The 23,889-nt window shown below is 68.8% G+C and carries 21 protein-coding genes and 1 pseudogene; 8 read left to right on the top strand and 14 right to left on the bottom strand.

What is annotated here, in order from left to right:
* Nucleotides 1-11: 11 nt before the first annotated feature.
* A complete protein-coding gene (locus tag NTM_RS08450; protein WP_163766030.1) occupies nt 12-1,481 on the bottom strand; it encodes a flavin-containing monooxygenase in 1,470 nt (489 codons plus the stop codon).
* Between the two features lie 76 nt (nt 1,482-1,557).
* Between NTM_RS08450 and NTM_RS08445 the strand changes: the two genes are divergently transcribed.
* Entirely contained in the window at nt 1,558-2,199 is a 642-nt protein-coding gene (locus tag NTM_RS08445) for a TetR/AcrR family transcriptional regulator (protein WP_232079661.1), read from the top strand.
* Nucleotides 2,200-2,223: 24 nt separating this feature from the next.
* Nucleotides 2,224-3,438 (top strand): DNA polymerase IV, encoded by a 1,215-nt coding sequence (gene dinB, locus NTM_RS08440; protein ID WP_104865178.1) that lies wholly within the window; start codon nt 2,224-2,226, stop codon nt 3,436-3,438.
* Between the two features lie 11 nt (nt 3,439-3,449).
* Here dinB and NTM_RS08435 read toward each other — a convergent pair whose 3' ends face one another.
* The gene (locus NTM_RS08435; RefSeq protein WP_104865235.1) at nt 3,450-4,454 is read right to left on the bottom strand and encodes a PHP domain-containing protein; all 1,005 of its coding nucleotides are present in this window, start codon (nt 4,452-4,454) and stop codon (nt 3,450-3,452) included.
* Nucleotides 4,455-4,542: 88 nt separating this feature from the next.
* Between NTM_RS08435 and NTM_RS08430 the strand changes: the two genes are divergently transcribed.
* Together NTM_RS08430 and NTM_RS08425 are read left to right on the top strand one after the other, a co-directional pair.
* Entirely contained in the window at nt 4,543-5,655 is a 1,113-nt protein-coding gene (locus NTM_RS08430; protein ID WP_142407185.1) for an EspA/EspE family type VII secretion system effector, read from the top strand.
* The gene (locus NTM_RS08425; protein ID WP_161499484.1) at nt 5,624-5,917 is read left to right on the top strand and encodes a type VII secretion target; all 294 of its coding nucleotides are present in this window, start codon (nt 5,624-5,626) and stop codon (nt 5,915-5,917) included. Before NTM_RS08430 ends, NTM_RS08425 begins: the two co-directional genes overlap by 32 nt.
* Here the strand turns inward: NTM_RS08425 and NTM_RS08420 are convergent.
* Complete coding sequence (locus NTM_RS08420) at nt 5,912-6,490, bottom strand: TIGR03086 family metal-binding protein (protein WP_104865234.1); 579 nt, start codon at nt 6,488-6,490, stop codon at nt 5,912-5,914. The two genes, NTM_RS08425 and NTM_RS08420, sit on opposite strands and share 6 nt — an antisense overlap.
* Nucleotides 6,491-6,542: 52 nt before the next feature.
* Here NTM_RS08420 and NTM_RS08415 point away from each other — a divergent pair, with 52 nt between their 5' ends.
* Nucleotides 6,543-7,406, top strand: a complete 864-nt coding sequence (locus NTM_RS08415) for an LLM class F420-dependent oxidoreductase (RefSeq protein ID WP_104865175.1) — start codon at nt 6,543-6,545, stop codon at nt 7,404-7,406.
* Nucleotides 7,407-7,832: 426 nt separating this feature from the next.
* On the opposite strand, the gene NTM_RS08410 is transcribed toward NTM_RS08415, so the two are convergent.
* Nucleotides 7,833-9,299 carry a glutamate synthase subunit beta gene (locus NTM_RS08410; protein WP_104865174.1) on the bottom strand — a complete coding sequence of 489 codons (1,467 nt, stop codon included), beginning with the start codon at nt 9,297-9,299 and terminating at the stop codon, nt 7,833-7,835.
* Complete coding sequence (gene gltB / locus NTM_RS08405; protein WP_104865173.1) at nt 9,292-13,890, bottom strand: glutamate synthase large subunit; 4,599 nt, start codon at nt 13,888-13,890, stop codon at nt 9,292-9,294. The genes NTM_RS08410 and gltB overlap by 8 nt, the downstream gene beginning before the upstream one ends.
* A gap of 564 nt (nt 13,891-14,454) precedes the next feature.
* Between gltB and NTM_RS08400 the strand changes: the two genes are divergently transcribed.
* Nucleotides 14,455-15,258, top strand: coding sequence for a PaaI family thioesterase (locus NTM_RS08400; protein WP_163766029.1), 804 nt, complete (start codon nt 14,455-14,457; stop codon nt 15,256-15,258).
* Between the two features lie 113 nt (nt 15,259-15,371).
* Here the strand turns inward: NTM_RS08400 and NTM_RS08395 are convergent, their stop codons facing one another.
* The 7 genes and pseudogenes from NTM_RS08395 to NTM_RS08365 all read right to left on the bottom strand — a co-directional run bounded on the left by NTM_RS08395 (nt 15,372) and on the right by NTM_RS08365 (nt 20,695).
* Complete coding sequence (locus NTM_RS08395) at nt 15,372-15,917, bottom strand: Dps family protein (RefSeq protein WP_104865171.1); 546 nt, start codon at nt 15,915-15,917, stop codon at nt 15,372-15,374.
* Nucleotides 15,918-15,996: 79 nt separating this feature from the next.
* Complete coding sequence (locus NTM_RS08390; protein WP_104865170.1) at nt 15,997-16,908, bottom strand: DNA-3-methyladenine glycosylase family protein; 912 nt, start codon at nt 16,906-16,908, stop codon at nt 15,997-15,999.
* 9 nt (nt 16,909-16,917) lie between these two features.
* On the bottom strand, nt 16,918-17,310 hold the full coding sequence (locus NTM_RS08385; RefSeq protein ID WP_163766028.1) for a DUF427 domain-containing protein: 393 nt from the start codon (nt 17,308-17,310) through the stop codon (nt 16,918-16,920).
* A gap of 8 nt (nt 17,311-17,318) precedes the next feature.
* Nucleotides 17,319-18,695 carry an NAD(P)/FAD-dependent oxidoreductase gene (locus NTM_RS08380; protein ID WP_163766027.1) on the bottom strand — a complete coding sequence of 459 codons (1,377 nt, stop codon included), beginning with the start codon at nt 18,693-18,695 and terminating at the stop codon, nt 17,319-17,321.
* A 30-nt stretch (nt 18,696-18,725) separates the two neighbouring features.
* Nucleotides 18,726-19,741: pseudogene (locus tag NTM_RS08375) on the bottom strand (NAD-dependent epimerase/dehydratase family protein).
* Nucleotides 19,738-20,244 (bottom strand): nuclear transport factor 2 family protein, encoded by a 507-nt coding sequence (locus NTM_RS08370; protein WP_104865166.1) that lies wholly within the window; start codon nt 20,242-20,244, stop codon nt 19,738-19,740. Before NTM_RS08370 ends, NTM_RS08375 begins: the two are co-directional and overlap by 4 nt.
* Nucleotides 20,245-20,284: 40 nt before the next feature.
* Entirely contained in the window at nt 20,285-20,695 is a 411-nt protein-coding gene (locus NTM_RS08365; protein ID WP_318268638.1) for a hypothetical protein, read from the bottom strand.
* Nucleotides 20,696-20,794: 99 nt separating this feature from the next.
* On the opposite strand from NTM_RS08365, the gene msrA reads away from it, so the two are divergent.
* Nucleotides 20,795-21,304, top strand: a complete 510-nt coding sequence (msrA, locus tag NTM_RS08360; RefSeq protein WP_104865164.1) for a peptide-methionine (S)-S-oxide reductase MsrA — start codon at nt 20,795-20,797, stop codon at nt 21,302-21,304.
* 7 nt (nt 21,305-21,311) lie between these two features.
* Here msrA and NTM_RS08355 read toward each other — a convergent pair whose 3' ends face one another.
* Nucleotides 21,312-22,646 carry a cytochrome P450 gene (locus NTM_RS08355; RefSeq protein ID WP_104865163.1) on the bottom strand — a complete coding sequence of 445 codons (1,335 nt, stop codon included), beginning with the start codon at nt 22,644-22,646 and terminating at the stop codon, nt 21,312-21,314.
* 57 nt (nt 22,647-22,703) lie between these two features.
* Between NTM_RS08355 and NTM_RS08350 the strand changes: the two genes are divergently transcribed.
* The gene (locus NTM_RS08350) at nt 22,704-23,300 is read left to right on the top strand and encodes a TetR/AcrR family transcriptional regulator (protein ID WP_104865233.1); all 597 of its coding nucleotides are present in this window, start codon (nt 22,704-22,706) and stop codon (nt 23,298-23,300) included.
* Nucleotides 23,301-23,310: 10 nt separating this feature from the next.
* On the opposite strand, the gene NTM_RS08345 is transcribed toward NTM_RS08350, so the two are convergent.
* On the bottom strand, nt 23,311-23,880 hold the full coding sequence (locus tag NTM_RS08345; RefSeq protein WP_104865162.1) for a TetR/AcrR family transcriptional regulator: 570 nt from the start codon (nt 23,878-23,880) through the stop codon (nt 23,311-23,313).
* Nucleotides 23,881-23,889: the final 9 nt, after the last annotated feature.

Genomic DNA, 23,889 nt, shown 5'->3' with positions numbered 1-23,889 from the left:
CGAGCTGGTCGTCAGACTGTGACCGGCGACCGCGCGCTGGTGAACTCCAACGCGTCGTCGTCGATCTTGCCGTTGCGGATCACCCGAAGGTCCACGAGGTAGTTCTGCTTGAGCCGCCACGGCGCCTTCGACCCTGACTTCGGCAGCTGGTCGAGGGCCCGTTTGATGTAGCCCGAGGTCAGGTCCACGAACGGGAGCCGCTCGACGTCACTGCCCGGCTCACGCGGAACGACGGTGTCGTACCCGTTCTCGTCCATGTACTCCAGCAGCCGGCTGACGTACTCCGAGGTCAGGTCCGCCTTGAGCGTCCACGAGGCGTTGGTGTAGCCGAAGGTGAACGCCATGTTCGGCACGTTCGACAGCATCATCCCCTTGTACGCCACCGAGTCTGCGAGATCCTGGGGAGTTCCGTTGCGCAGCACCTCGGCGCCACCGAAGAACTGCACGTTCAAACCTGTTGCGGTGACGATGATGTCGGCGTCGAGGTGCGCGCCAGAGGTCAACTGGATTCCGGCGGCGGTGAACCGTTCGATGGTGTCGGTGACGACGTCGGCCTTGCCCTTGCGGATGGCCTTGAACAGGTCCCCGTTCGGGGCCAGGCAGACTCGCTGGTCCCACGGCTTGTAGGCGGGTGAGAAGTGCTTGTCGTAGTCGAAACCGTCCGGCAGCCGGCGTTCAGCCATGGTGCGCAACGCTTTTCGGAATGTGTTCGGCAGAGCGCGGGCCACCTGGTACTGCGCGGTGGCCTGCAGGATCGCCTTCCACCGCACGATCCGGTAGGCCGTCTTCTCCGGCAGCAGCCGGTAGGCGCGTGCGGCGAAGGGGTCCTTGTCCGGCAGCGAGCCGATGTAGGTCGGGGTGCGCTGCAGCATGGTCACGTGCCCGGCCCCGGTGTCGACAAGCGCCGGGATCAGCGTGATCGCGGTCGCGCCGCTGCCGATCACGACGACCTTCTTGCCTTGGTAGTCAAGGTCTTCCGGCCAGTGCTGGGGGTGCACCAGCGTGCCGGCGAACTCGTCGGCGCCCGGGAACTCCGGAGAGAATCCCTCGTCGTAGTTGTAGTAGCCGCTGCAGGCCCACAGGAAGCCGGCGTGCAATTCGAACCGCTCACCGTCCCGTTCGATCGTCAGCTCCCACCGACGGTTCTCGTCGGACCAGTTCGCGGTGACCACCTTGTGGCCGTAGCGGATGTGGTCGGCGATGCCGTTCTCGGTCGCGGCTTCGTTCAGGTAGTTCCAGATCGACGGTCCGTCGGCGATCATCTGATCGGTCGCCCACGGCTTGAAGTGGAATCCGAGCGTGTACATGTCGGAGTCCGAGCGGATGCCGGGGTACTTGAACAGGTCCCAGGTGCCGCCGAGCTTGTCGCGGCGCTCCAGGATCGCGAACTTCTTACCCGGGGCGTTGCGCTGCAGATGCCAGGCCGCACTGATGCCGGAGATCCCGGCTCCGACGATGACTACGTCGACAAATTCGGTCATGGCGTCAAGCTATCAACGCTGTGTCGAATACGTCAACACCCTGTCGAAGGAATCGACAGCGTGTAAAGTCTGCGATGTGACCACGGTAGGACAGGCCCGCCCGTCGCGCGGCAGGCGCGCTGCGCGCCCCTCCGGCGACGACCGCGAGCTGGCGATCCTGGAGACGGCCGAACGCCTGCTCGAGCAGCGTCCGCTCGCCGAGATCTCGGTCGACGACCTGGCCAAGGGTGCCGGTATCTCCCGACCGACGTTCTACTTCTACTTCCCGTCCAAGGACGCGGTGCTGCACAGCCTGCTGGAGCGCGTGATCGCCGACGCGGATGCCGCGCTGGCGCATCTGATCGCGAACCCGCCCGAGGACCGCCGGCTGATCTGGCGCAACGGCATCAACGTCTTCGTCGAGACGTTCGGCGCCCATCGCGCAGTGTGCGCGGCCGCGAGCGCGGCGAAAACCACCGACACCGCGTCGCGCGAACTGTGGGCGACGTCGATGCAGCGCTGGATCGACCATATCGCCGGCGTGATCGAGACCGAGCGGGCGCGCGGTGCCGCACCGGTCACGCTGCCGGCCCGTGAGCTGGCCACCGCGCTGAACCTGATGAACGAGGCGGTGATGGTGTCGGCGTTCGTCGGGCACTCCCCCGCACTCCCCGACGACCGCGTGCTCGACAACCTCGTGCACGTGTGGGTCACCAGCATCTACGGCGAGACTCCCTGAGCTGTCGGTCCCCGATGCGAACATATGTTCGTGTCCGGCACACCGGCAGCCATCCTGCACGCTGATCTCGATTCGTTCTACGCCTCGGTCGAGCAGCGCGACGATCCGTCGCTGCGCGGGCGCCCGGTGATCGTCGGCGGCGGGGTGGTGCTGGCCGCCAGCTACGAAGCCAAGGCCTTCGGGGTCCGCACCGCGATGGGCGGGCGCCAGGCACGCGCGCTGTGCCCGCACGCGATCGTCGTGCCACCCCGCATGTCGGCGTACTCGGCCGCCAGTGACGCCGTGTTCGAGGTGTTCCGGGACACCACCCCACTCGTCGAACCGGTGTCGGTCGACGAGGCCTTCCTGGACGTGTCGGGGCTGGGGCGGGTGTCGGGGACGCCGGTCCAGATCGGCGCACGACTGCGCGAGCGGGTGCGCGACGAGGTCGGGCTGCCGATCACCGTCGGGATCGCGCGCACCAAGTTCCTCGCGAAGGTCGCCAGCCAGGAAGCCAAACCCGACGGTCTGCTGCTGGTCCCGCCCGATCGGGAGCTGGCGTTCCTGCATCCGCTGCCGGTGCGGCGACTGTGGGGTGTCGGCGCCAAGACCGCCGACAAGCTGCGCGCCCACGGTATCGAGACCGTCGCCGACGTCGCCGAACTGAGCGAGACCACGCTGGGCTCATTGGTCGGCGGTGCGATGGGCAGGCAACTGTTCGCGTTGTCGCACAACGTGGATCGGCGGCGGGTGGTCACCGGCCGGCGGCGGCGTTCGGTGGGGGCGCAGCGCGCGCTCGGACGCTCCGGCAGCTCCATGTCGGCCGCCGAGATCGACGCGGTCGTGGTCAATCTGGTCGACCGCATCACCCGCCGTATGCGCGCCGCCGACCGTACGGGCCGAACGGTGGTGCTGCGCTTACGCTTCGGCGACTTCACCCGGGTGACGCGGTCGCACACGATGGCACGGGCGACGGCGTCGACGGAGGCGATCCTGGCCGCGGCGCGCCGGCTGGTCGCCGATGCCGGTCCGCTGATCGCCGAGCGCGGGCTGACGCTGGTCGGCTTCGCGGTGTCCAACATCGACCGCGACGGTGCCCAGCAGTTGGAGCTGCCGTTCGCCGATGCGGGCCGCCGGGATTCGTTGCCGGTCGATCTCGCCATCGACCGCGTGCGTGGGCGCTACGGCACCTCGGCGCTCACCCGCGGCGTGCTGCTGGGACGTGACCCGGGATTGGAGATGCCGATGCTTGCGGACTGATGCGCGGCCGGTCAGGCGCGCGCCCAGGCCAGCAGATCCTCGACCGCCCAGGTGTTGACGATCCGTTCGGGTTCCAGGCCGGCGTCCAGCGCACGCTGGGCTCCGTAGCCGAGAAACTCCAGTTGTCCAGGCGCGTGCGAATCGGTGTCGATCGAGAAGAGACAGCCGATCTCCATCGCGAGGGTGAGCAGGCGGGTGGGTGGATCCCGGCGCTCCGGCCGGGAGTTGATCTCGACGGCGGTGCCCGCGTCACGGCACAGTCCGAAGACCTTCTCGGCGTCGAACTTCGATTCGGGGCGCACACCGCGCCCGCCCGTGACGAGCCGCCCGGTGCAGTGCCCGAGCACATCGGTGTGCGGGTTGGCGACCGCTTTGAGCATCCGCCGGGTCATCGCGGCCTCGTCCATCGCGAGCTTCGAATGCACGCTGGCCACCACGATGTCGAGGCGTTCGAGCAGCTCGTCCTCCTGGTCCAGGGAGCCGTCCTCGAGGATGTCGACCTCGATACCGGTCAGGATCCGCATCGGGGCGACGAGTTCGCGGATCTCGTCGATCACGTCGAGTTGCTCGCGCAGCCGTTCCGGGGACAGGCCGTTGGCGACCCGCAACCGCGGCGAGTGGTCGGTCAGCGCGCAGTACTCGTGGCCGAGGTCGCGGGCCGCGATCATCATCTCCTCGATCGGCGCCGAGCCGTCCGACCAGTTCGAGTGCACGTGCAGATCGCCGCGCAGGGCGGCCCGGATGTCCCCGCCGCCCAGGTCCTCGGCGCTCTCGCGCAGTTCGACCAGGACGTCGGGTTCCTGACCGGCCCAGGCCTGCGCGATCACTCTGGCCGTCTTCGGTCCGATCCTCGGCAGCGACTGCCAACTGTTGGCCGCACCGTGCTTCTCGCGCTGCTGCTCGGTCAGCGCCTCGATCACATCTGCGGCGTTGCGGTAGGCCATCACCCGGCGCGGATCGTCTCGGGCGCGGTCCTTGTAGTACGCGATCTGGCGCAGCGCGATGACCGGGTCCATGTCCACCAGTGTGCCCGGATCGTGCGGGAAATCTTCCGTCGCGACCCCCTCGGCGACCGCGTTACGGTCGAACCCAGGGAGGAGTTGCGTGGGCACAGCCAAAGACTTGATGGACATCGGCGACGGTGTCCGCAGCGCCGTCACAGATGCACCCAGCCTGGTCGGCAACATCGCGACGGGCGACGTGCACGGTGCAGTGACCGACGGCAGGAACCTCCTCGGCGACGTGACCGGGGTCGCGCAGGGGCTGCACCACCTCGGTGTTCACCTCGGCCAGGTGCCGGCGCGGTACCTCGGCGCGATGGCCAAGCTCGCCGATTCGGCGATCCTCGCCGCCGCCCAGTTGGTCATCGAGAGCGAGAAGGCGCTGACCGGGTCCGGTGATCCCGATGCCGGCGGCGGGTTGGGCAGGTCCGCAGACCGCCTTGAGCATGTACTGAAGACGGTCGTCCGCGCGGCGCCGCAGCAGGATCAATGGGACGGCAGCGCCGCCGAGGCCTACAGGGCCGCCAACGACGCGCACCGTCGATCCGTGTCCGCGACGCAGACAGCGGACACGGCGATCGCCGCCATCCTGGGCCGCGAAGCCGACCAGGTCATCCGCACGCGGCGCACGCTCGACGAGACGTCCCAGTATCTGTACGACTTCGGCCTGACCACCGCGTGGATGAACTTCGTCCCGCCGCTGGCCCCGGCGAAGGCGGCACTCGACATGGCCGCAGCCGCTGCGGCGCTCGGGGTGACGACGCTGTCTATGCAGGATCTGGCCGGGACCTCGCTGCACAGCGCTCGGCAGATCCTGCGGGCCAAGGAGGCCTACCACGAGGCCCTCACGACCATCCGCGACACCGCGGGCACGACGGAGCGCGACGACGACACGAGCGGTCTGTGCGGCACGCTGATCCCGCAGAAAGACGATCTGGCTGATCGGCCGAGTCGCATCGCGGACCCGGACACGTACACGATTCCCGACATCGACTTCCCGTGGGGGCCTCCCGCCACGCCGTACACGAAAGCCCCTGCACCGCAGACGAGTTCGCGCGCAACCCGGCCACGCCCACCCGGCATCCCACCCGGCACCGGGGCCGGGCGGGCACCACTGCGCGACGCCGCGACCACACCACGCAGGAAAGGCCCCGATGACAAACCCCCAGCGCAACCTCAACGTAGTGACCCGCCATCTCGACGATCTCGCCCGTAAGCATGGGCAGGCCGCGGACCAGCTCATCGGCGCGAACCGCGAGGCCGCCCCCGCCGCGGCGTCGGTCCTGCACACCCACGGACTGGTGTGCGCCGCGACGAGTGCGGCGATGTCGTCTGCCGATGACGCCCGAAACGACCTGGGTGCCAGACTGTTCCAGAAATCGACAGAGCTCTCGGCCAAACTCACCACCGCCGCGGCGAACTACCAGAACACCGACTACCTCACCGGCAAGCAGGTCGGTCGGCAGTGCCGGCTATGACGATCCCGCGCGTCGGCCGGGATTACGCCCGGTAAGCCCGACGACCCGGTCGAGCAGCGGTGCGTCCGGAGGAACCGGCACGGCCGGACCGAACAACCCTTCGATCGGTTCCGCGGCGAAGGTGGCGACGTGGTCGTGCACGGCCGCCAAGGTCTCCTCCCCCGGCGCGTGGTAATCCAGACCGGCCGACACCGCGAGGTCCCAGCCGTGCACCACGACCTCGGTCAGCGCGATCATGCCGCCGACGTCGGCCGGGAAATCCACGCCCCCGGCGCGCGACATGCCCTGCCATGCTCCGGGCTCCCGCCACGCCGCGGCGAGCTCGGCAAGACGCTCGGGATAGGTCTGGCGCCAGTCGGGCTCCGGAGCGTCGATGATCTCGGGCGGGGAGTCGGTCAGCGGACCGAAGTCCTTGCGCGCCGCCGCTTCGAAAGCCAGTGCCAGCCCGCCGATGTGGGCGATGAGCGCGCCCAGGTTCATGTCCGTGCACGGGGTGGCCGCACCGAGTTGGTCATCGTTCACCTGGCCCAACAACCGGGAGGTCGTCACACAGGCTGCGGTCATATCGATCATGCCCATACCGACCACCAGGAAGCTCACAACTCATCGGCCTACCCTTGACAGGGTGAAATTCGCGTTCAAGACATCGCCGCAGAACACCACCTGGCCCGACATGCTCGAGATCTGGAAGACCGCCGACGACATCGACGTCTTCGAATCGGGCTGGACCTTCGACCACTTCTACCCGATCTTCTCCGACTCCACCGGGCCGTGCCTGGAGGGGTGGACCACGCTGACCGCGCTGGCCCAGGCGACCACCCGGCTGCGCGTCGGAGTGCTCGTCACCGGCATCCACTACCGGCATCCGGCGGTGCTGGCCAACATGGCGTCGGCGCTGGACATCGTGTCCAACGGCCGGCTCGAGCTCGGCATCGGCGCCGGCTGGAACGAGGAGGAATCAGGCGCCTACGGCATCGAACTGGGCAGCATCAAGGAGCGCTTCGACCGCTTCGAGGAGGCCTGCCAGGTGCTGCGCGGGCTGCTTTCCCAGGAGACGACGACGTTCGACGGCACGTTCTACCAACTCAAGGACGCCCGCAACGAACCGAAAGGGCCGCAGCAGCCCCATCCGCCGATCTGTATCGGCGGCAGCGGCGAGAAGCGCACACTGCGGATCACCGCCCGGTACGCCGACCACTGGAATTTCGTCGGCGGCACCCCCGAGGAGTTCGCCCGCAAGCGCGACGTGCTCGCCGCGCACTGCGCCGATATCGGCCGGGACCCGAAAGAGATCATGCTGTCGGCCCATGTCCGCCTCGATCAGGACCACGACATCGACAAAGTGATCGCCGAATCAGCCGCACTCGGTGACGAGGGTCTGGACCTCGCGATCATCTATCTGCCGCCGCCGTACGACCCCTCGGTCCTGGAGCCGCTGGCCGACAAGATCAGGTCGTCGGGGCTGCTGGACAGCGAAGCCCGCAGCTGATCACGAAACGATAACGGTTCGGCAAACCGCCCGTTGGGCCGCCCCGCCGGCGTCGAATACAGCCGGAACGTGTTCGCTAGACGCCGTAACGAAGCAGTTCGTCCGCGGTGATCAGACGCTCGGCTTTGGCGGGGTACTCACGGCTCTTGACCGGGTGACGTAGCAATGTCCAGGCAATTCGACCCACCCTCGTCCGGGTAATCGGGCTGCGACTCATGGCGATTACTCCTGCGGTGCGTAATAGCTGAACCGGGGAGTCACATTACCCCAGCCCCCTCACCAAGTCATTAGACGCCCGGTCTCCGGCAAACTCCGGCAGGCACGCCGAACAATGATCGGATGTTTTTGGAGTGACTGGTGAGACTGATGGGGCGCGATACGCCCTACCGCGACTACCGCTGGACTATCTGCTCTTCGCGCAAGCGCTCATCGCTGGGGCGCCGCCGTCGGCTTGATCGGCGCCGGCAGCGCCGTGCTTCCCACCAGGTACTTGTCCACCGCCGCCGCCGCCGCTCGGCCCTCGGCGATCGCCCACACGATCAGCGACTGCCCGCGACCCATGTCCCCGGCGACATAGACGCCGGGCACCGTCGTCGCGAACGCGGAATCCCGCGCGACGTTGCCCCGATCGGTGAATTCCACCCCGAGATCGGTGAGCAGCCCCTCGCGCTCCGGGCCCGTGAAGCCCATCGCCAGCAGCACCAGGTCGGCGTCCATCTCGAAGTCGGTGCCGTCGATCTTCTCGAACTTGCCCGCCTTCATCTCGACCTCGTGGCCGCGCAGCTTGGTGACCTTGCCGTCCTCGCCGAGGAACTGCTCGGTGTTGACCGAGTACACGCGCTCGCCGCCCTCTTCGTGGGCCGACGTGACCCGGAACATCAGCGGGTAGGTCGGCCACGGCGTCGAGTCCGCACGCGTCTCGGGCGGACGCGGCATGATCTCGAACTGGTGCACACTGGCCGCACCCTGACGGTGCGCGGTGCCCAGGCAGTCGGCGCCGGTGTCGCCGCCGCCGATGATGATGACCTTCTTACCCTTGGCCGTGATCGGCGGCTGCCCGTCCTCGTCGATCACGGGATCTCCGAGTTGCACGCGGTTGGCCCACGGCAGGTACTCCATCGCCTGGTAGATGCCTTCGAGCTCACGGCCGGGGATCGGCAGATCCCGGCGCGCCGTCGCACCGCCCGCCAGCACCACCGCATCGAACTCCGCGCGCAGCTGCGCCGCTGTTATATCAGCGCCGACGTTCACGCCGGTGCGGAATTCCGTTCCCTCGGCCCGCATCTGGTCGAGGCGACGGTCGATGTGGCGCTTCTCCATCTTGAACTCGGGGATGCCGTAACGCAGCAGACCGCCGATGCGGTCGTCACGCTCGAACACCGTGACCTTGTGCCCGGCCCGGGTGAGTTGTTGCGCGGCAGCCAATCCCGCGGGTCCCGACCCGACGACCGCGACGGTCTTGCCGGTCAACTTGGTCGGCGGCAGCGGGACGACCCAGCCCTCGTCGAAGGCCTTGTCGATGATCTCGACCTCGACCTGCTTGATGGTCACCGGATCCTGGTTGATGCCGAGCACGCAGGAGCCCTCGCACGGCGCCGGGCACAGCCGGCCGGTGAACTCCGGGAAGTTGTTGGTCGCGTGCAGCCGCTCGATCGCGTCGCGCCAGCGGTCGGTGCGGACCAGGTCGTTCCACTCCGGGATCAGGTTGCCCAGCGGGCAACCGTTGTGGCAGAACGGGATACCGCAGTCCATACAGCGGCTGGCCTGGGACTTGAGCGTGTCGAGGGAGAATTCCTCGTACACCTCGTGCCAGTCCTTGAGCCGCAGATCGACGGGGCGCCGCTTGGGCGTCTCGCGGTGGGTGACCTTCATGAAGCCGCGGGGATCAGGCATTGGCGGCCGCCATGATCGCCTCGGCGACACCGTTCTCGTCGGCACCGGACTGTTCGGCTTCGGCGATCGCCTCCAGCACGCGCTTGTAGTCGCGCGGCATCACCTTCTTGAAGTGCACCAGTTCACCGTTCCAATCAGCCAGGATACGTTGTCCCACCGCCGAATCGGTGGCATCGACGTGCGCCTGGATCAGGCCGTGGACGAACACGGCGTCCTCGGATCCGCTTCCGCCGAGATCTTCGAGATCCACCATCTCGGCGTTGAGATTGGCAGACAGCTTGCCGTCCGGGTCGTACACGTACGCGATCCCACCGGACATACCGGCGGCGAAGTTGCGGCCGGTCGGACCCAGGATCACCACCCGGCCGCCGGTCATGTATTCGCAGCCGTGGTCGCCGACGCCTTCGACGACCGCGTGGGCGCCGGAGTTGCGCACCGCGAATCGCTCGCCCACCTGGCCACGCAGGAACATCTCGCCACTGGTGGCGCCGAACAGCACCACGTTGCCGGCGATGATGTTGTCCTCGGCGGCGTAGTCCGCCGGCGCGTTGTCCGACGGGCGCACCACCACGCGGCCACCCGACAGACCCTTGCCGACGTAGTCGTTCGCGTCGCCGTAGACCCGCAGCGTGATGCCCTTGGGCAGGAACGCGCCGAAGCTGTTACCCGCCGAACCGTCGAACGTGATGTCGATGGTGCCGTCGGGAAGTCCCTGACCCCCATAGGCTTTCGTCACCTCGTGGCCCAGCATGGTGCCGACGGTGCGGTTGACGTTGGCGATCGTCGTCGAGAACCTGACCGGCGTGCCGTGATCGAGCGCCTCGCGGCACTGGGTGATCAGCTGCTGGTCCAGCGCCTTGTCCAGACCGTGGTCCTGGCGCGAGCTGCAGTACAGGTCCTGGTTCATGAACGCCGACTCGGGCTCGTGCAGCACCGGCGACAGGTCCAGCTTGTGCGCCTTCCAGTGCTCGGCGGCCTGCGTCGTGTCCAGCGCCCCGACCTGCCCGATCATCTCGTTGACGGTGCGGAAGCCCAACTGCGCCATCAGTTCCCGGACCTCTTCGGCGATGAACATGAAGAAGTTCTCGACGAACTCGGGCTTGCCCGCGAAACGCTTGCGCAGCACCGGGTTCTGGGTGGCCACCCCCACCGGGCAGGTGTCGAGGTGGCACACCCGCATCATGATGCAGCCCGACACCACCAGCGGCGCGGTCGCGAAGCCGAACTCCTCGGCGCCGAGCAGCGCGGCGATCACCACGTCGCGGCCGGTCTTGAGCTGACCGTCGACCTGCACGACGATGCGGTCGCGCAGACCGTTGAGCAGCAGCGTCTGCTGCGTCTCGGCCAGACCGAGCTCCCACGGCGCACCGGCGTGCTTGAGCGAGGTCAGCGGCGAGGCGCCGGTGCCGCCGTCGTGACCGGAGATCAGCACCACGTCGGCGTGCGCCTTGGACACACCGGCTGCCACTGTCCCCACGCCGTTTTCGGATACCAGCTTCACGTGCACGCGCGCCTGCGGGTTCGCGTTCTTCAGGTCGTGGATCAGCTGTGCGAGATCCTCGATCGAGTAGATGTCGTGGTGCGGCGGCGGCGAGATCAGACCGACGCCTGGCGTCGAGTGCCGCACCTCGGCCACCCACGGGTACACCTTGTGCCCCGGAAGCTGGCCGCCCTCACCGGGTTTCGCGCCCTGGGCCATCTTGATCTGGATGTCGGTGCAGTTGCTCAGGTAGTGGCTGGTGACACCGAAGCGCCCGGAGGCCACCTGCTTGATCGCACTGCGGCGCCAATCGCCGTTCTCGTCGGGGGTGAAGCGGTGGACGGCTTCGCCGCCCTCGCCCGAGTTCGACCGCCCACCGAGGCGGTTCATCGCGATCGCCAGCGTCTCGTGGGCCTCGGCGGAGATCGAGCCGTAGCTCATCGCGCCGGTCGAGAACCGCTTGACGATCTCGCCGGCCGGTTCGACCTCCTCGATCGGCACCGGCTGGCGCACTCCGTCACGGAACTTCAACAGGCCGCGCAGCGAGGCCATCCGCTCGCTCTGGTCGTCGACGAGCTGGGTGTACTCCTTGAAGATCGAGTACTGCCCGGTGCGGGTCGAATGCTGCAGCTTGAACACCGTGTCCGGGTTGAACAGGTGGTACTCGCCCTCACGACGCCACTGGTACTCACCGCCGACCTCCAGCTCGCGGTGCGCGCGCTCGTCGGGCCGGTCCAGGAACGCCAGCGCGTGGCGCGCGGCGACGTCGTCGGCGATGTCGTCGAGGTCGATGCCGCCGACCGGACAGGACAGACCGGTGAAGTACTCGTCGAGCACCTTCTGGCTGATGCCGATGGCCTGGAACAGCTGCGCGCCGGTGTAGGAGGCCAACGTCGAGATGCCCATCTTCGACATCACCTTCAGCACGCCCTTGCCGGCGGCCTTGACGTAGTTGGCCTTGGCCTGATCGCTGGAGATCCCGGAGATCACACCCCGGTCCACCATGTCCTCGATCGACTCGAACGCCATGTACGGATTGACCGCGGCGGCACCGAAGCCGAGCAGCGCCGCCATGTGGTGCACCTCGCGGGCGTCGCCGGCTTCGACGACGAGCCCGATCTGGGTGCGGGTGCGCTCACGCACCAGGTGGTGGTGCACCGCGGAAACCGACAGCAGCGACGGAATCGGCGCCAGCTGTTCGTTGGACTCGCGGTCGGACAGCACGATGATGCGGGCGCCGTCGCGGATGGCCGCCGAGACCTTGGCACGAACGTTGTCCAGCGCCTCCTTCAGACCCTGGCCGCCCCGGTTCACCGGGTACAGGCAGCGGATGACCGCGGCCCGCATGCCGTGCTTGTGGCCGCGGATCTCGTGGTCGGGGTCCACGCAGATCAGCTTCGACAGCTCGGCGTTGCGCAGGATCGGCTGCTGCAGCACGATCTGGCGACACGACTCCGGACCGGGGTTGAGCAGGTCACCCTCCGGGCCGACCGCGCCTTGCAGGCTGGTGACCACCTCTTCGCGGATCGCGTCCAGCGGAGGATTGGTGACCTGCGCGAACAGCTGCTGGAAGTAGTCGTAGAGCATCCGGGGCCGCGCCGAGAGCACGGCGATCGGGGTGTCGGTGCCCATCGAGCCGAGGCCCTCGGCGCCGGTGCGTGCCATCGGCGCGAGCAGGATGTTCAGCTCTTCGTAGGTGTAGCCGAAGATCTGCTGGCGCAGCACCACGCGGTGGTGCGGCATCCGCACGTAGTCACCCTGGGGCAACTCGTCGAGGCCGAACAGACCCGCGTCGAGCCATTCCCGGTACGGCTGCTCGGCGGCGAGCTCGGCCTTGATCTCCTCGTCGTCGACGATGCGGCCCTGGGCGGTGTCGACCAGGAACATGCGGCCGGGCTGCAGCCGCATCTTCTTGACCACGGTCGCCGGGTCGAGGTCGAGCACACCGGCCTCCGACGCCATCACGACAAGGCCGTCTTCGGTCACCCAGATCCGGGACGGGCGCAGCCCGTTGCGGTCGAGCACGGCGCCGATGACGGTGCCGTCGGTGAAGCACACCGCAGCCGGGCCGTCCCACGGCTCCATCAGGGAGTCGTGGAACTCATAGAACGCCCGCCGGGCGGGGTCCATGCTTTCGTGGCGCTCCCACGCCTCCGGGATCATCATCAGCATCGCGTGCGGCAGGCTGCGGCCGCCGAGGTGCAGCAGCTCGAGCACCTCGTCGAAGCGGGCGGTGTCCGATGCCCCCGGGGTGCAGATCGGGGTGACCTTCTCCAGGTCCTGGCTGCCGAACAGGTCGGTCTTGATCAGCGCTTCGCGCGCCCGCATCCAGTTCTCGTTGCCGGTGACGGTGTTGATCTCGCCGTTGTGCGCGACCCGCCGGAACGGATGTGCCAGCGGCCACGACGGGAAGGTGTTGGTCGAGAACCGCGAGTGCACGATGCCCAGCGCGCTGGTCATCCGCTCGTCCTGCAGGTCGAGGTAGAACGCCTTGAGCTGCGGGGTGGTCAGCATGCCCTTGTAGACGAACGTCTGCCCGGACAGGCTCGGGAAGTACACGGTCTCGCGGCCGGGGCCGTCCTGGCCCGGACCCTTGGTGCCGAGTTCGTGCTCGGCGCGCTTGCGGACCACGTAGGCGCGCCGCTCCAGGTCCATGCCGGAGGCGCCGCCGAGGAAGATCTGCCGGAACGTCGGCATCGCGTCGCGGGCCAGCGCACCCAGCGACGAGTCGTCGGTCGGCACATCGCGCCAGCCCAGCACCTGCAGGCCCTCGGCCTCGGCGATCTTCTCGACGGATTCGCACGCGGTCGCCGCGTCCTTGGAGGACTGCGGCAGGAACGCGATGCCGGTGGCGTAGCTACCCGCCTCGGGCAGCTCGAAGTCGCAGACCTCCCGGAAGAACGCGTCGGGCACCTGCAGCAGGATGCCCGCACCGTCGCCGGTGTTGGGTTCGGCGCCCTGGGCACCGCGGTGCTCGAGGTTCAGCAGCGCCGTGATCGCCTTCTCCACGATGTCGCGGCTGCGACGCCCGTGCATGTCGGCGACCATCGCCACACCACAGGAATCGTGCTCGAACGCGGGGTCATAAAGGCCTTGACGACTGGGCGCCATTCCCACCTACCTCTGAGTGCACACTTCTCGGCGGCAAAGTCACGGAGGGCAACCGAGGCCGAGAGTGTTAGCCGGTCTGGCGGAGGAGGCACCTTCGTGCAGCACTGAACGACGGCCCTTTTCCCACGCGCCACGAGTGTTGAAAACGATATGACAAAAGGCCCCTGACATGCCAACTTAGCCCGACCTAACTAAGTTCGCCGGGCCGGCGGCGGCGAAAATCCGCCGGCGTCCACATCACAAGTGAATAACGTTGCCGCACCGCCATTTTCGCTTTCAAGAAATCGGAACCGGCGGCACGGGCAGAATGCCGGGGCCCACGGCGCCGCCGGGGCAAAGTTTGCTGACGCTGCCTAACGTAGGTCCTGCGCTGCAGCGACCGGAGCCGGGCAATTTGCGCAAAGACTTGCCGGATTCTTAGAGAACCCTGAAGGGCTCCTTTCCCGCGCCCGGGCAGGTCTGGCAAACGCTCCGCATCGCCAAAGCCGTTGCGCTGCGACGGGTTTGCCACTTCCGATACCCCGCCGGGGTATTGCGGCACCGGGCTGGCGGCAGGCTGCAGGGATGCCGTACCCGCTGAACACGCCGCTGGGCCGCTTCGGGATCGAGACGTTCGAGGAAAGCGCGGACCGCTGTGTCGCATCGATCCCCGTCGCAGGGTTCCGCAATCCCGTCACCGGCGCGCCGACCATCGCACCGATGGCGATGCTGGTCGACCACATCGGCGGCTTGATCAACCACGCCCGGCGCGGGCCCGACCAGTGGACCGTCTCCAGCGAGCTGTCGCTGGAGGTCGCCCCGGACACGGCCGAGGCCATCGCCGCCGCCGACGATGCGACGGTGGTCGGGGTGGCGCACCCGCTGGGCGGTCAGGGCATCTGTGCGCTCGGCGCCTGTGAACTGGCCATCGGTGGCCGCATCGTCGCGACGGCGACGGTCCGGTCGTTCTACATCACCGTGCCGGCGACACTGGCGTCCTGGCCGACTGAGCCCGGCGGTTCGCTGCCGGGGCCGCGGCTGTGTGATCTGATGGCGGTCAGCGTCGGCGAAACCGGCGGTGCGGCAACGGTGTTGGTGCAGGGCGACGACCCCGTGCTGAACAACAGCGTCGGCGCGGTGCACGGCGGGGTGTCGTCGATGGGGTTTGAACTGGTGGGCTCGGCGGCGGTGAACCGGGACCAGTCGGAGCCGGGGTACCGCACGGCATCGCTGCGGGTGAACTTCCTGCGGCCGTTCCACGGCGGCGGGGAGGCGCACTACCGGGCCAGGCATTCGCACCTCGGCCGCAGCAGCGGTGTGGCCGAGGCGGAGGCGGTGGGCCGCGACGGCCGGGTGGCGCTGATCGCGCGCCTGACCGCGTACCGCTGACCCCGCACAGAGATACCGCCGGGGAGCTCCCCGGCCACCCGGTTAGGGCCGGTTCACTCCCCGACGGCAGTCTCGGCCGCCTCAGCGGCTCAGCTCTTCTTGGCCTTGGCGGCTCAGCCCTTCTTGGCCTTGGCGGCCGCCCCCTTCTCGGTGTCGGCGCCGGCGTTGGCGAGCTGGCCGCCTGAGTTCTCCAGGTGCGCGCGCACGAACCACTGGAACTTCTCCAGCTCCGCAGCGTGCCCGATGAGCATGTCCTCCGACACGGGGTCGAGCTCACCGATGCGTTCGATGGACTTCCGGGTGTCCTCGATGACGCCCGTGTACACGAGGTCGAGGGCGGCCAGATGAGCCTGCACGGTGTCGCGGTTGACCGAGTAGTCGTCCCAGGTGCGGTCGTTGATGATGGCTCCAGGGGTGCCCAGCGGCGCGGCGCCCAGCGCGGCGATCCGTTCGGCTGCTTCGTCGGCGTAGCCGCGGACGAGTTCGACCTGCGGGTCGATCATCTCGTGGACGCCGATGAAGTTGGGGCCCACCACATTCCAGTGGACATGCTTGAGCGTCAGGTGCAGGTCGTTGTACCTGCTGAGCGCTTTCTGCAGCAGCTCGGCGACTTCGGCTCCCTGCTTGTCGGTGAGGCCGGGAACGGTGAACGCAGTCATAGATTGCTCCTTCGCACGATCGACTGTCCCGGCCCGGGTACCCGGGGCGGTGGGCAGATAACCAACGGTGACGTCGAGGTCACAGATCGGCGAGCCGCGGGATCGACAGCCGCGGCCCGAAGCGGGGGTGCATCATCATGCCGCTGACCTCGAGCAGCCGCACCGCGCGGTGGCGGTGCGGTCGCAGCGGTTCCAGCAGTTCCACCATCTCGGCGTCGTCGATCGGATGTCCGAGCAGAGTCCACCCGACCACCTTGGCAAGGTGGTAATCGCCGACCGAGAGGGCATCGGCGTCGCCGAACGCCCGCTGCGCGGTTTCGGCGGCCGTCCAGATCCCGACCCCTGGCAGCGACATCATCGCGGTGCGCGCGGCCTCGGGTGTGCGCGTGATCAGCCGTTCCAGCGCATCGGCACGCTGGGCGCAGCCGATCACCGTGCGGGCCCGGCCGGGGTCGACGTTCGCGAGGTGGAATTCCCACGACGGGATCCGCCGCCACGCCTCTGGGGTGGGCGGGATCCGCAGGTGGGCCGGCGCGGGCCCCGGCGCCGGGGCGCCGTACTTGGTCACCAGCTGGCGCCAGGCGCGGCGGGCGTCCTTGCCGACGACGCGCTGCTCCAGGATCGCCGGGATCAGCGCCTCCAGCACGCGCCCGGTACGTCCCAGCCGCAGCTGCGGCGCCTTCGCCGCCGCCCGCGCGACCGTCGGTTCCTCGGGTGCGAAACCGGCGGCATCGTCGGTGGCGCCGAGCAGCGCGGGCAGGGTCTCGGTGAACTCGGCGGCGCCCGGCCCCCACGCCTCGCAGTCGACGACGCCGGGTGCGCTGCGGCTGATTCGCGCGGTGACCGGTCCGCTGCGCATCAGGCTGGTCCGCCAGATCGAGCCGTCTGCGGCGTCGTGGTAGCACGGGTCCGCCCGTCCGCGGCGCAGCGGGGACAGCGTCCAGCCCGGACTGGCCGGCCCGGGAAACACGACGCTGGCCGTACGGGGCATCACGCCAGGTTAGGCGTCGACGGTGACGTCGGCCTTGTCCGGATAGAACGCGACGTGCCCGGCGATCTCCGCGACGCCCGGATACGGGTCACGGTAGGTCCAGACCGCGTCCTCGACGGTGCTTCCACCCGCGGTGACGTGGAAATAGCCGGCGTCGCCCTTGTACGGGCAGTACGAGGTGGTGTCGCTGGAGGTGAGCCGGCCCGCCACCACGTCCGAGATCGGGATGTATTGCACGGCGGGATAGCTGGCTTCTTGCAGGGTCAGCGCCGAGTCGGTCTCGGCGACGGTCTCGCCGTTGACCCGGACCGTCACGTGTCTGCCGGTCGGCACGACGGTGATCGGATGCGACGGGGATGGCTCGCGGGGTTCGCGGGATTGGTGGGCGGCGTGTTCGGTCATGCCTCCATTCAACGCCCCGCGATGCGGTCGGCGGCGACGGCGAACGGCGACGTGCGCTTCGTCCCGCGCGCCTCGTGCCAGTCGGCGGCCTTGTACGCCAGGTACAGCCCGCGTACGCCGATCCAGCGCAACGGTTCGGGCTCCCAGTCCCTGGATTCGTGCCCGACCCACGGCAGCCGGGTCAACTCGGTGTCGCGGCCGAGCACCAGGTCGGTCAGCGTCCGGCCGGCGAGGTTGGTCGCGGTGACGCCGTGGCCGACGTAGCCGCCGGCCCAGCCGAGCCCGTCGGCCCGGTCGAAGTCGACGGTCGCGGCCCAGTCGCGCGGCACCGCGAGCACCCCGCACCATGCGTGGGCGATCGGGACCGACGCGACCTGCGGCAGGATCGAATGCAACGTCGCGCCGAGCCGCTTGATCGTCGCGTCGGGCACCCGGCCGTCCCGGTCCAGCCGGGACCCGAACCGGTACGGCACACTGCGCCCGCCGATCGCGATCCGGTCGTCGACGGTGCGCTGGGCGTAGAAGAAACCGTGCGCGGTGTCGCCCAGGGTTTCCCTGCCGTGCCACCCGATGCTGTCCCAAAGGTTCTCGGGCACAGGCTCGGTCGCGATCATCGAGCTGTTCATCGGCAGCCACCGGCGTTTCAGCCCGGGCAGCCGGGTGGTGAATCCCTCGGTGGCGCGCAGTACGACCGGCGCACTGACGACACCCCACGGGGTGGTGGCACCGCCCGCGGCGATCTCGGTGACCGGGGTCCGCTCGTAGATCACCACACCGAGTCGCTCGACCGCGTCGGCGAGCCCGCGGGCCAGCTGGGCGGGCTGGATCCGGGCGCAGTGCGGGTTGTGGAAACCCGCGACCACACCGTCGAGGTTGATCCGTTGTGCCGCTTCGTCTCCGGTGAGTTCTGCGATGCCGTCGACGCCCCAGCGACGTTCCTCCTCGGCGGCGGCGGCCAGCCGACGGGCCTGCGCGGGGTTGCGGGCGATCTCCAGGGTGCCGCCCTTGACGATTCCCGCGTCGATGCCTTCGTCGGCCGCGACCGCGATCACCTCGTCGACGGCGTCGTTGAGGGCGCGCTGCCACGCGACCACCCCGTCACGGCCGTGTCTGCGCGCCATCCGGTCGCGCTCGGCGGGGACCAGTCCCGACAGCCAGCCGCCGTTGCGACCCGAGGCGCCGTAGCCGGCGAACCGCGCCTCCAGCACGACGATGCGCAGCGACGGGTCGGCGCGTTTGAGGTAATACGCGGTCCACAACCCGGTGTAGCCGGCGCCGACGATGCACACGTCCGCGTCGCGGCTGCCCGGCAGCGGCGCGCGGCTGATCGGCAGCCCGTCGAACCAGTGGGACACGTGACCGTTGACCGGCGCTTTGGGAAGCACCGACAGATTGTCGCAGGCTGATCGCGACGGCTAGGCGGAGCGTCGACGCTTGGCGTCGCGCAGACCCACCCAGAACCTCGCGGCCTCGCGGATCGATTCCTCGACGGGCCGCGGTTGCCATCCGAGTTCACCCCGCGCCTTCGAGCAGTCGACCGGGGCCTCGGCGCGCATCAACCGCAGCGAGCCCAGCGACATGCGCTCGTCGGTCCTGGTCAGCGTGGCCTTGACGCTGCGAGCGCCGCCATCGCGTAGGACAACGCCAGCGGGACCGACCTGGACGGCGCGGGCACCCCGGCGGCCTCGGCCGCGATCCGGACCACCTCGGCATTGGAGATCATCTTCTCCGAGATCAGGTACCTCTCCCCGACCCGTCCCCTGTCGGCGGCCAACAGCAGCGCCGCGGCGGCGTCGTCGATCCCGACGGCTTCCAGTTCGATACCGGACATCACGAACGGCAGCTTGCCGAACGCCGCGCCGGCGATGATCGCGCCGTGCGGCGTGCGGCCCCAGTCGCCGGCGCCGTAGGTGGTGGACACACACATCGCGACGGCGGGCAGGCCGCGCTCACGCGCGTACTCCATCACCAGGTTCTCGGCCTGCACCCGGGACCGCACGTACGGGGTCAACGTCGCCGGGTCGGCGATCACATCGGCCTCGGTGGCGACCCGCCCCCGCTTGCGGCCGACGGTCACGTAGCTGCTGGTGAACACGAATTTGCGTAGCCCCGCGGCGATCTCGGGTTCGACCGCGACGTCCAGGACGTTGCGGGTGCCGTCGACGTTGGTGCGGAACAGCGGCGCCGCGTCGCGCAGCCAGCCGCGGGTGTCGACGACGCAGTAGTAGACGACGTCGCAGCCCGTCATCGCCTCGCGCAACACCGCGGTGTTCCAGATGTCGCCGACGAACCGGGTGATCGCGAGGTCGTCGATACCGACGGTGTTGGCGCCGTCGCGGACCATCACGCGCACGTCCTGGCCGGCAGCGACGAGTTGGCGGGTGACATGGCTGCCGAGGTAGCCGTTGGCACCGATCACCAGAGCGGTCACTTGCGGCCGCCGTACTTGGCCATCCACTGGGCGGCCTCGTCGGGCAGCGTGCCGAGCTCCTCGGCCTTGCGGCACCACTTCACCGTCGCGGACACGAACCGCAGCGGGTTGTAGATGTCCTCCTGCCGCTTCCACTGCCCGTCCCCGGCGTAGGTGAGGATCGAGATGTTGGTGGCGCTGACGATGGTGCCGTCGCCGGGGTCACGCATCGGGTTGTCGAGTTCGCAGATGATGCGGCCGGTGCTCTCGTCGATCACGTGCCACAGCGACGGGAACGACGTCATGTAGCTGCCCGGGAAGCTCTCCATCGTCTTCCAGATCCACGGGCGCACCTGCTCGCGCCCGCGCATCGTGCCCGCGGCGTGCTCGATGTAGAGGATGTCGTCGCTGTACTGGTCAACCCACGGATCCCAGTCCCGGGTCTGGGCGGCCCGGTCGACCGTGGCCTCGAACTGCCCGAACGCCTCGGCGAGTTCCTCGCGGCTGAAGGTGCTGCTCGTCACACCCAGAACTAGAACACGTTCTACCCGGGCTTGTCGAGCGTCAGAAGACGGCGAGCACCTGGCGGTCGCCCAGTGGCGCCTGCAGCGGAACCTCGATGGAGCCGAACACCGCGAGCATGATGCAGGCCTTGTCGACCGCATCGGGCAGCGTCCCGCCCCGCAACTCGACGGTCACCGCGTCGGCGGTCTCGGTGGCCGTGGCATCCACGCCGAAGCACTGCGGGGTGCCGGTGGTGAAGTGCACGGCGACGGCCCGGTCCCCGGGGACGCGGTGGTAGGACTCGGCACGCAACGGCTGGGGGTCGACGATTGCGGGGTCGTCGAGGAATACTGCGCGCCCGTCGCCGGGCTGCTCGGCCAGTACGGCGGTCTCCGCGGCCGCGATCGGTGCGCCCCAGGTGGCAGCGGCAACGGCAGCGGTCGCCACAAGGGCAGCGGTGGACACTCGCATCACATTTCCGTAATCGCCGCCCGGAACACGAACGTTTCGCCCGCGGTTGTACACAGGCACTATGGGGAGCAGGGATACAGCCACCGAGAAGGAGCAGGCGTGAGCGACCACAAGCGAGCAGTTCTGGCGGGCGGATGCTTCTGGGGTATGCAGGATCTGATCCGCAAGCAGCCCGGAGTGGTGTCCACCCGGGTCGGTTACACCGGCGGGCAGAACGACCACCCCACCTACCGCAATCACCCCGGCCACGCCGAGGCGATCGAGATCGTCTACGACCCGGCGCAGACCGACTACCGCGCGCTGCTGGAGTTCTTTTTCCAGATCCACGACCCGACCACGAAGAACCGGCAGGGCAACGACATCGGCACCAGCTACCGCTCGGAGATCTTCTACGTCGACGACGAGCAGCGCCAGATCGCGCTGGACACCATCGCCGACGTGGATGCGTCAGGGCTGTGGCCCGGCAAGGTGGTCACCGAGGTGAGCCCCGCGCCGGAGTTCTGGGAGGCCGAGCCCGAGCACCAGGACTACCTGGAGCGCTACCCGACCGGCTACACCTGCCACTTCCCGCGGCCGGGCTGGAAACTGCCCAAGCGCGCTGAAGTCTGAGTCTGAGCTAGCGCCGCCGCATTACGACACGGCCGCCGTCGGCCGGGGTGTAGGCCACTCCGCGTGAGTGCATCTTCTCCCCCGCCGCGGCGGTCGTCTCGATGGTGAAGTGCCGCAACACCGTCCGTAATACGACGTCCATCTCGACGTTGGCGAACGCCGCCCCGACGCAGCGCCGGGTGCCGCCCCCGAACGGAATGTGCGACAGCGTCGGAGGTCGCTGACCGACGAAGCGCTGCGGGTCGAACCGCTGCGGGTCCGGGAAGTCCTGACTGCGGTGATGCACCTCCCGGATCGCCACGACGATCGAATATCCCTGTGGGACAACCCACTCACCGAGTTCGAAGGTCGGCGCGTAGACGTGCCTGCCGGCGAAGTCGATGATGGTGCGGGCCCGCTGGACCTCCAAAATCACCGCCTGGCGGTATTCGTTGTCGTCGGTGTCGGCCTCGGCCGCCAGCTTCGCCAGCACATCGGGGTGGCGGCTGATGCGCTCGAACACCCAGCCCAGCGTCGCGGCGGTGGTCTCGTGGCCGGCGGCCAGCAGGGTGAGCAGTTCGTCGCCGATGTCCTGACGCGACATCGACGAACCGTCCTCGTAGGTGCTGCGCAGCAGCAGCGCCAGCACGTCGTCGCGGGTGCCGAAGTCCGGATCGGCCTGCACGGCGTCGATGAGCCGCCCGATCACCTCGTCGTACTGGCGACGGTAGGTGGCCAGCCTGCCCCACGGGCTGAACCGCCCGTAGGTGCGTTGCGGCGTCGGCAGCACCGACAGCCGCGAGCCGAGCGTGACCCACGGCGGGATGATGCGCCGCAATTCGTCGAGTTGCGCACCGTCGGCGCCGAAGACGGCCCGCAGGATCACGTTCAGGGTGATCCGCATCATCGGTTCGAGCGTCTCGAAGGGCTGCCCCTCGGGCCAGCTCGCCGCCTCGCGCAACGTCTCCTCTTCGAAGATCCTCTCGTAATTCTTGATGCTCTTGCCGTGGAACGGCGGCGTCAACAACTTGCGGCGACGGCGGTGGTCCATCCCGTCGAGCGCGAACACCGATCCCGAGCCCAGCACCCGGGACAGGTTCGGCTGAATGTTGCCGACGTCGTCGGTGTTGGCCATGAACACCTGCTTGGCCAGGCCCGGCTCGGTGACCATCACGGTCGGGCCGAAGACCGGCAGCGTCATCGTGAACGCATCGCCGTAGCGGCGGGCGATCTGTTCGACGGTCCACTGCCGCGACAGCGAGAACCCGAGGGCCTGCGCCAGACGCGGAATCCGGGGCGCCGGCGGAAGGCGGACCGGAAGGTCGAGGCCGGCGGGCTTGGTACTGCGGTGTACCGTCGTCATGGCGAGTACGGTACCGGGTAGTACCAACAGGCCGCAAGGGTTGAGGAGGTGTCCGGTGTGACCTCGACACCGGTGGTGTTCGTCGACGCGGGCCCGGTCACCGACCGCCTGCTCGACGGTCTGGCGACCTCGATCGGCGATCGCGGATTCCGCGACACCACCGTCGCCGACGTGGTGCGGCACGCGCGGACCTCCAAGCGCACGTTCTACGAGCACTTCGCCAGCAAGGAGCAGTGCCTGCTCGAGCTGCTGCGCCGCAACAACGTCGACCTCATCGCGGGCATCAACGCCGCCGTCGACGCCGGATCGGACTGGCAGCGACAGATCCACCAGGCCGTCGACGCCTACGTCGAGCACATCAGCGCCCGTCCCGCGATCACGCTGTGCTGGATCCGGGAGGCGCCCGCGCTCGGCGCGGTGGCACGCCCGTTGCACCGGCAGGTGATGCAGGATCTGACCGACATGCTGGTGACGTTGACCAGCAGCGCGGGCTTCCGGCGCGCCGGCCTGGACCCGATCACCCCGCCGATCGCGCTGATCCTGCTCGGTGGGCTACGGGAGCTGACCGCCCTGTTCGTCGAGGACGGGCGGGACATGCACGGCATCGCCGGCCCCGCGGTCGTCGCGGCGACCGCATTGCTCGGGCCCCGGTAACGGGTTCGCCTCAGCCGAGCAGCAGTCGCGCGGACTTCTCCAGCTTCGCGGCGATCGCCTCGTACGACGCGTGGCCCATCCCGGCGCGCACCAGCGCCCCGGAGTAGAGCATCTCCAGCGCGTCGATCACGTCCGGATCGGTGGCGGACCCGAGTGCTTCGGCCAGCCTGCCGCGGACGTCGGCGCCGATGCGCGCCCGCAGTTCCTCCACATCGGGATCCCTGCCGAGCAGCGCGGTGGTCACCGCGCCCGCGAACTCCGGTTCGTCGGCGACCAGCGAGGAGATGTGGCCGAGCACCTCGGTGACCCGCGCGGCGCGGTCGTCGGAGGTGTGTTCGATGCGCGGCGAGCCGGTCAGCCGTCGCCAGAACACCTCGGCGACGAGGTGCTCCTTGGACGAGAAATAGGTGTACGCGGTGGCGGCTCCGACACCCGCCTCGGCGGCCACCCGGCGCACCGTCAGCCCGCTGAATCCCTCACGCCGGAGCAGATCGAGAGCCGCCCGGCCCAGCCGGTCCACCGTGTCGGCCTGCCGGGCGGTCAAGCGTCGCCGCGTCGACTCCAGAGCCGGATCGGACACATGTCCGGA

Source organism: Mycolicibacterium parafortuitum, from assembly GCF_010725485.1.
Taxonomy (GTDB): Bacteria; Actinomycetota; Actinomycetes; order Mycobacteriales; family Mycobacteriaceae; genus Mycobacterium.
Note: the sequence above shows the minus strand (reverse complement) of the source record. Positions and strands in the feature narration are given on the sequence as shown.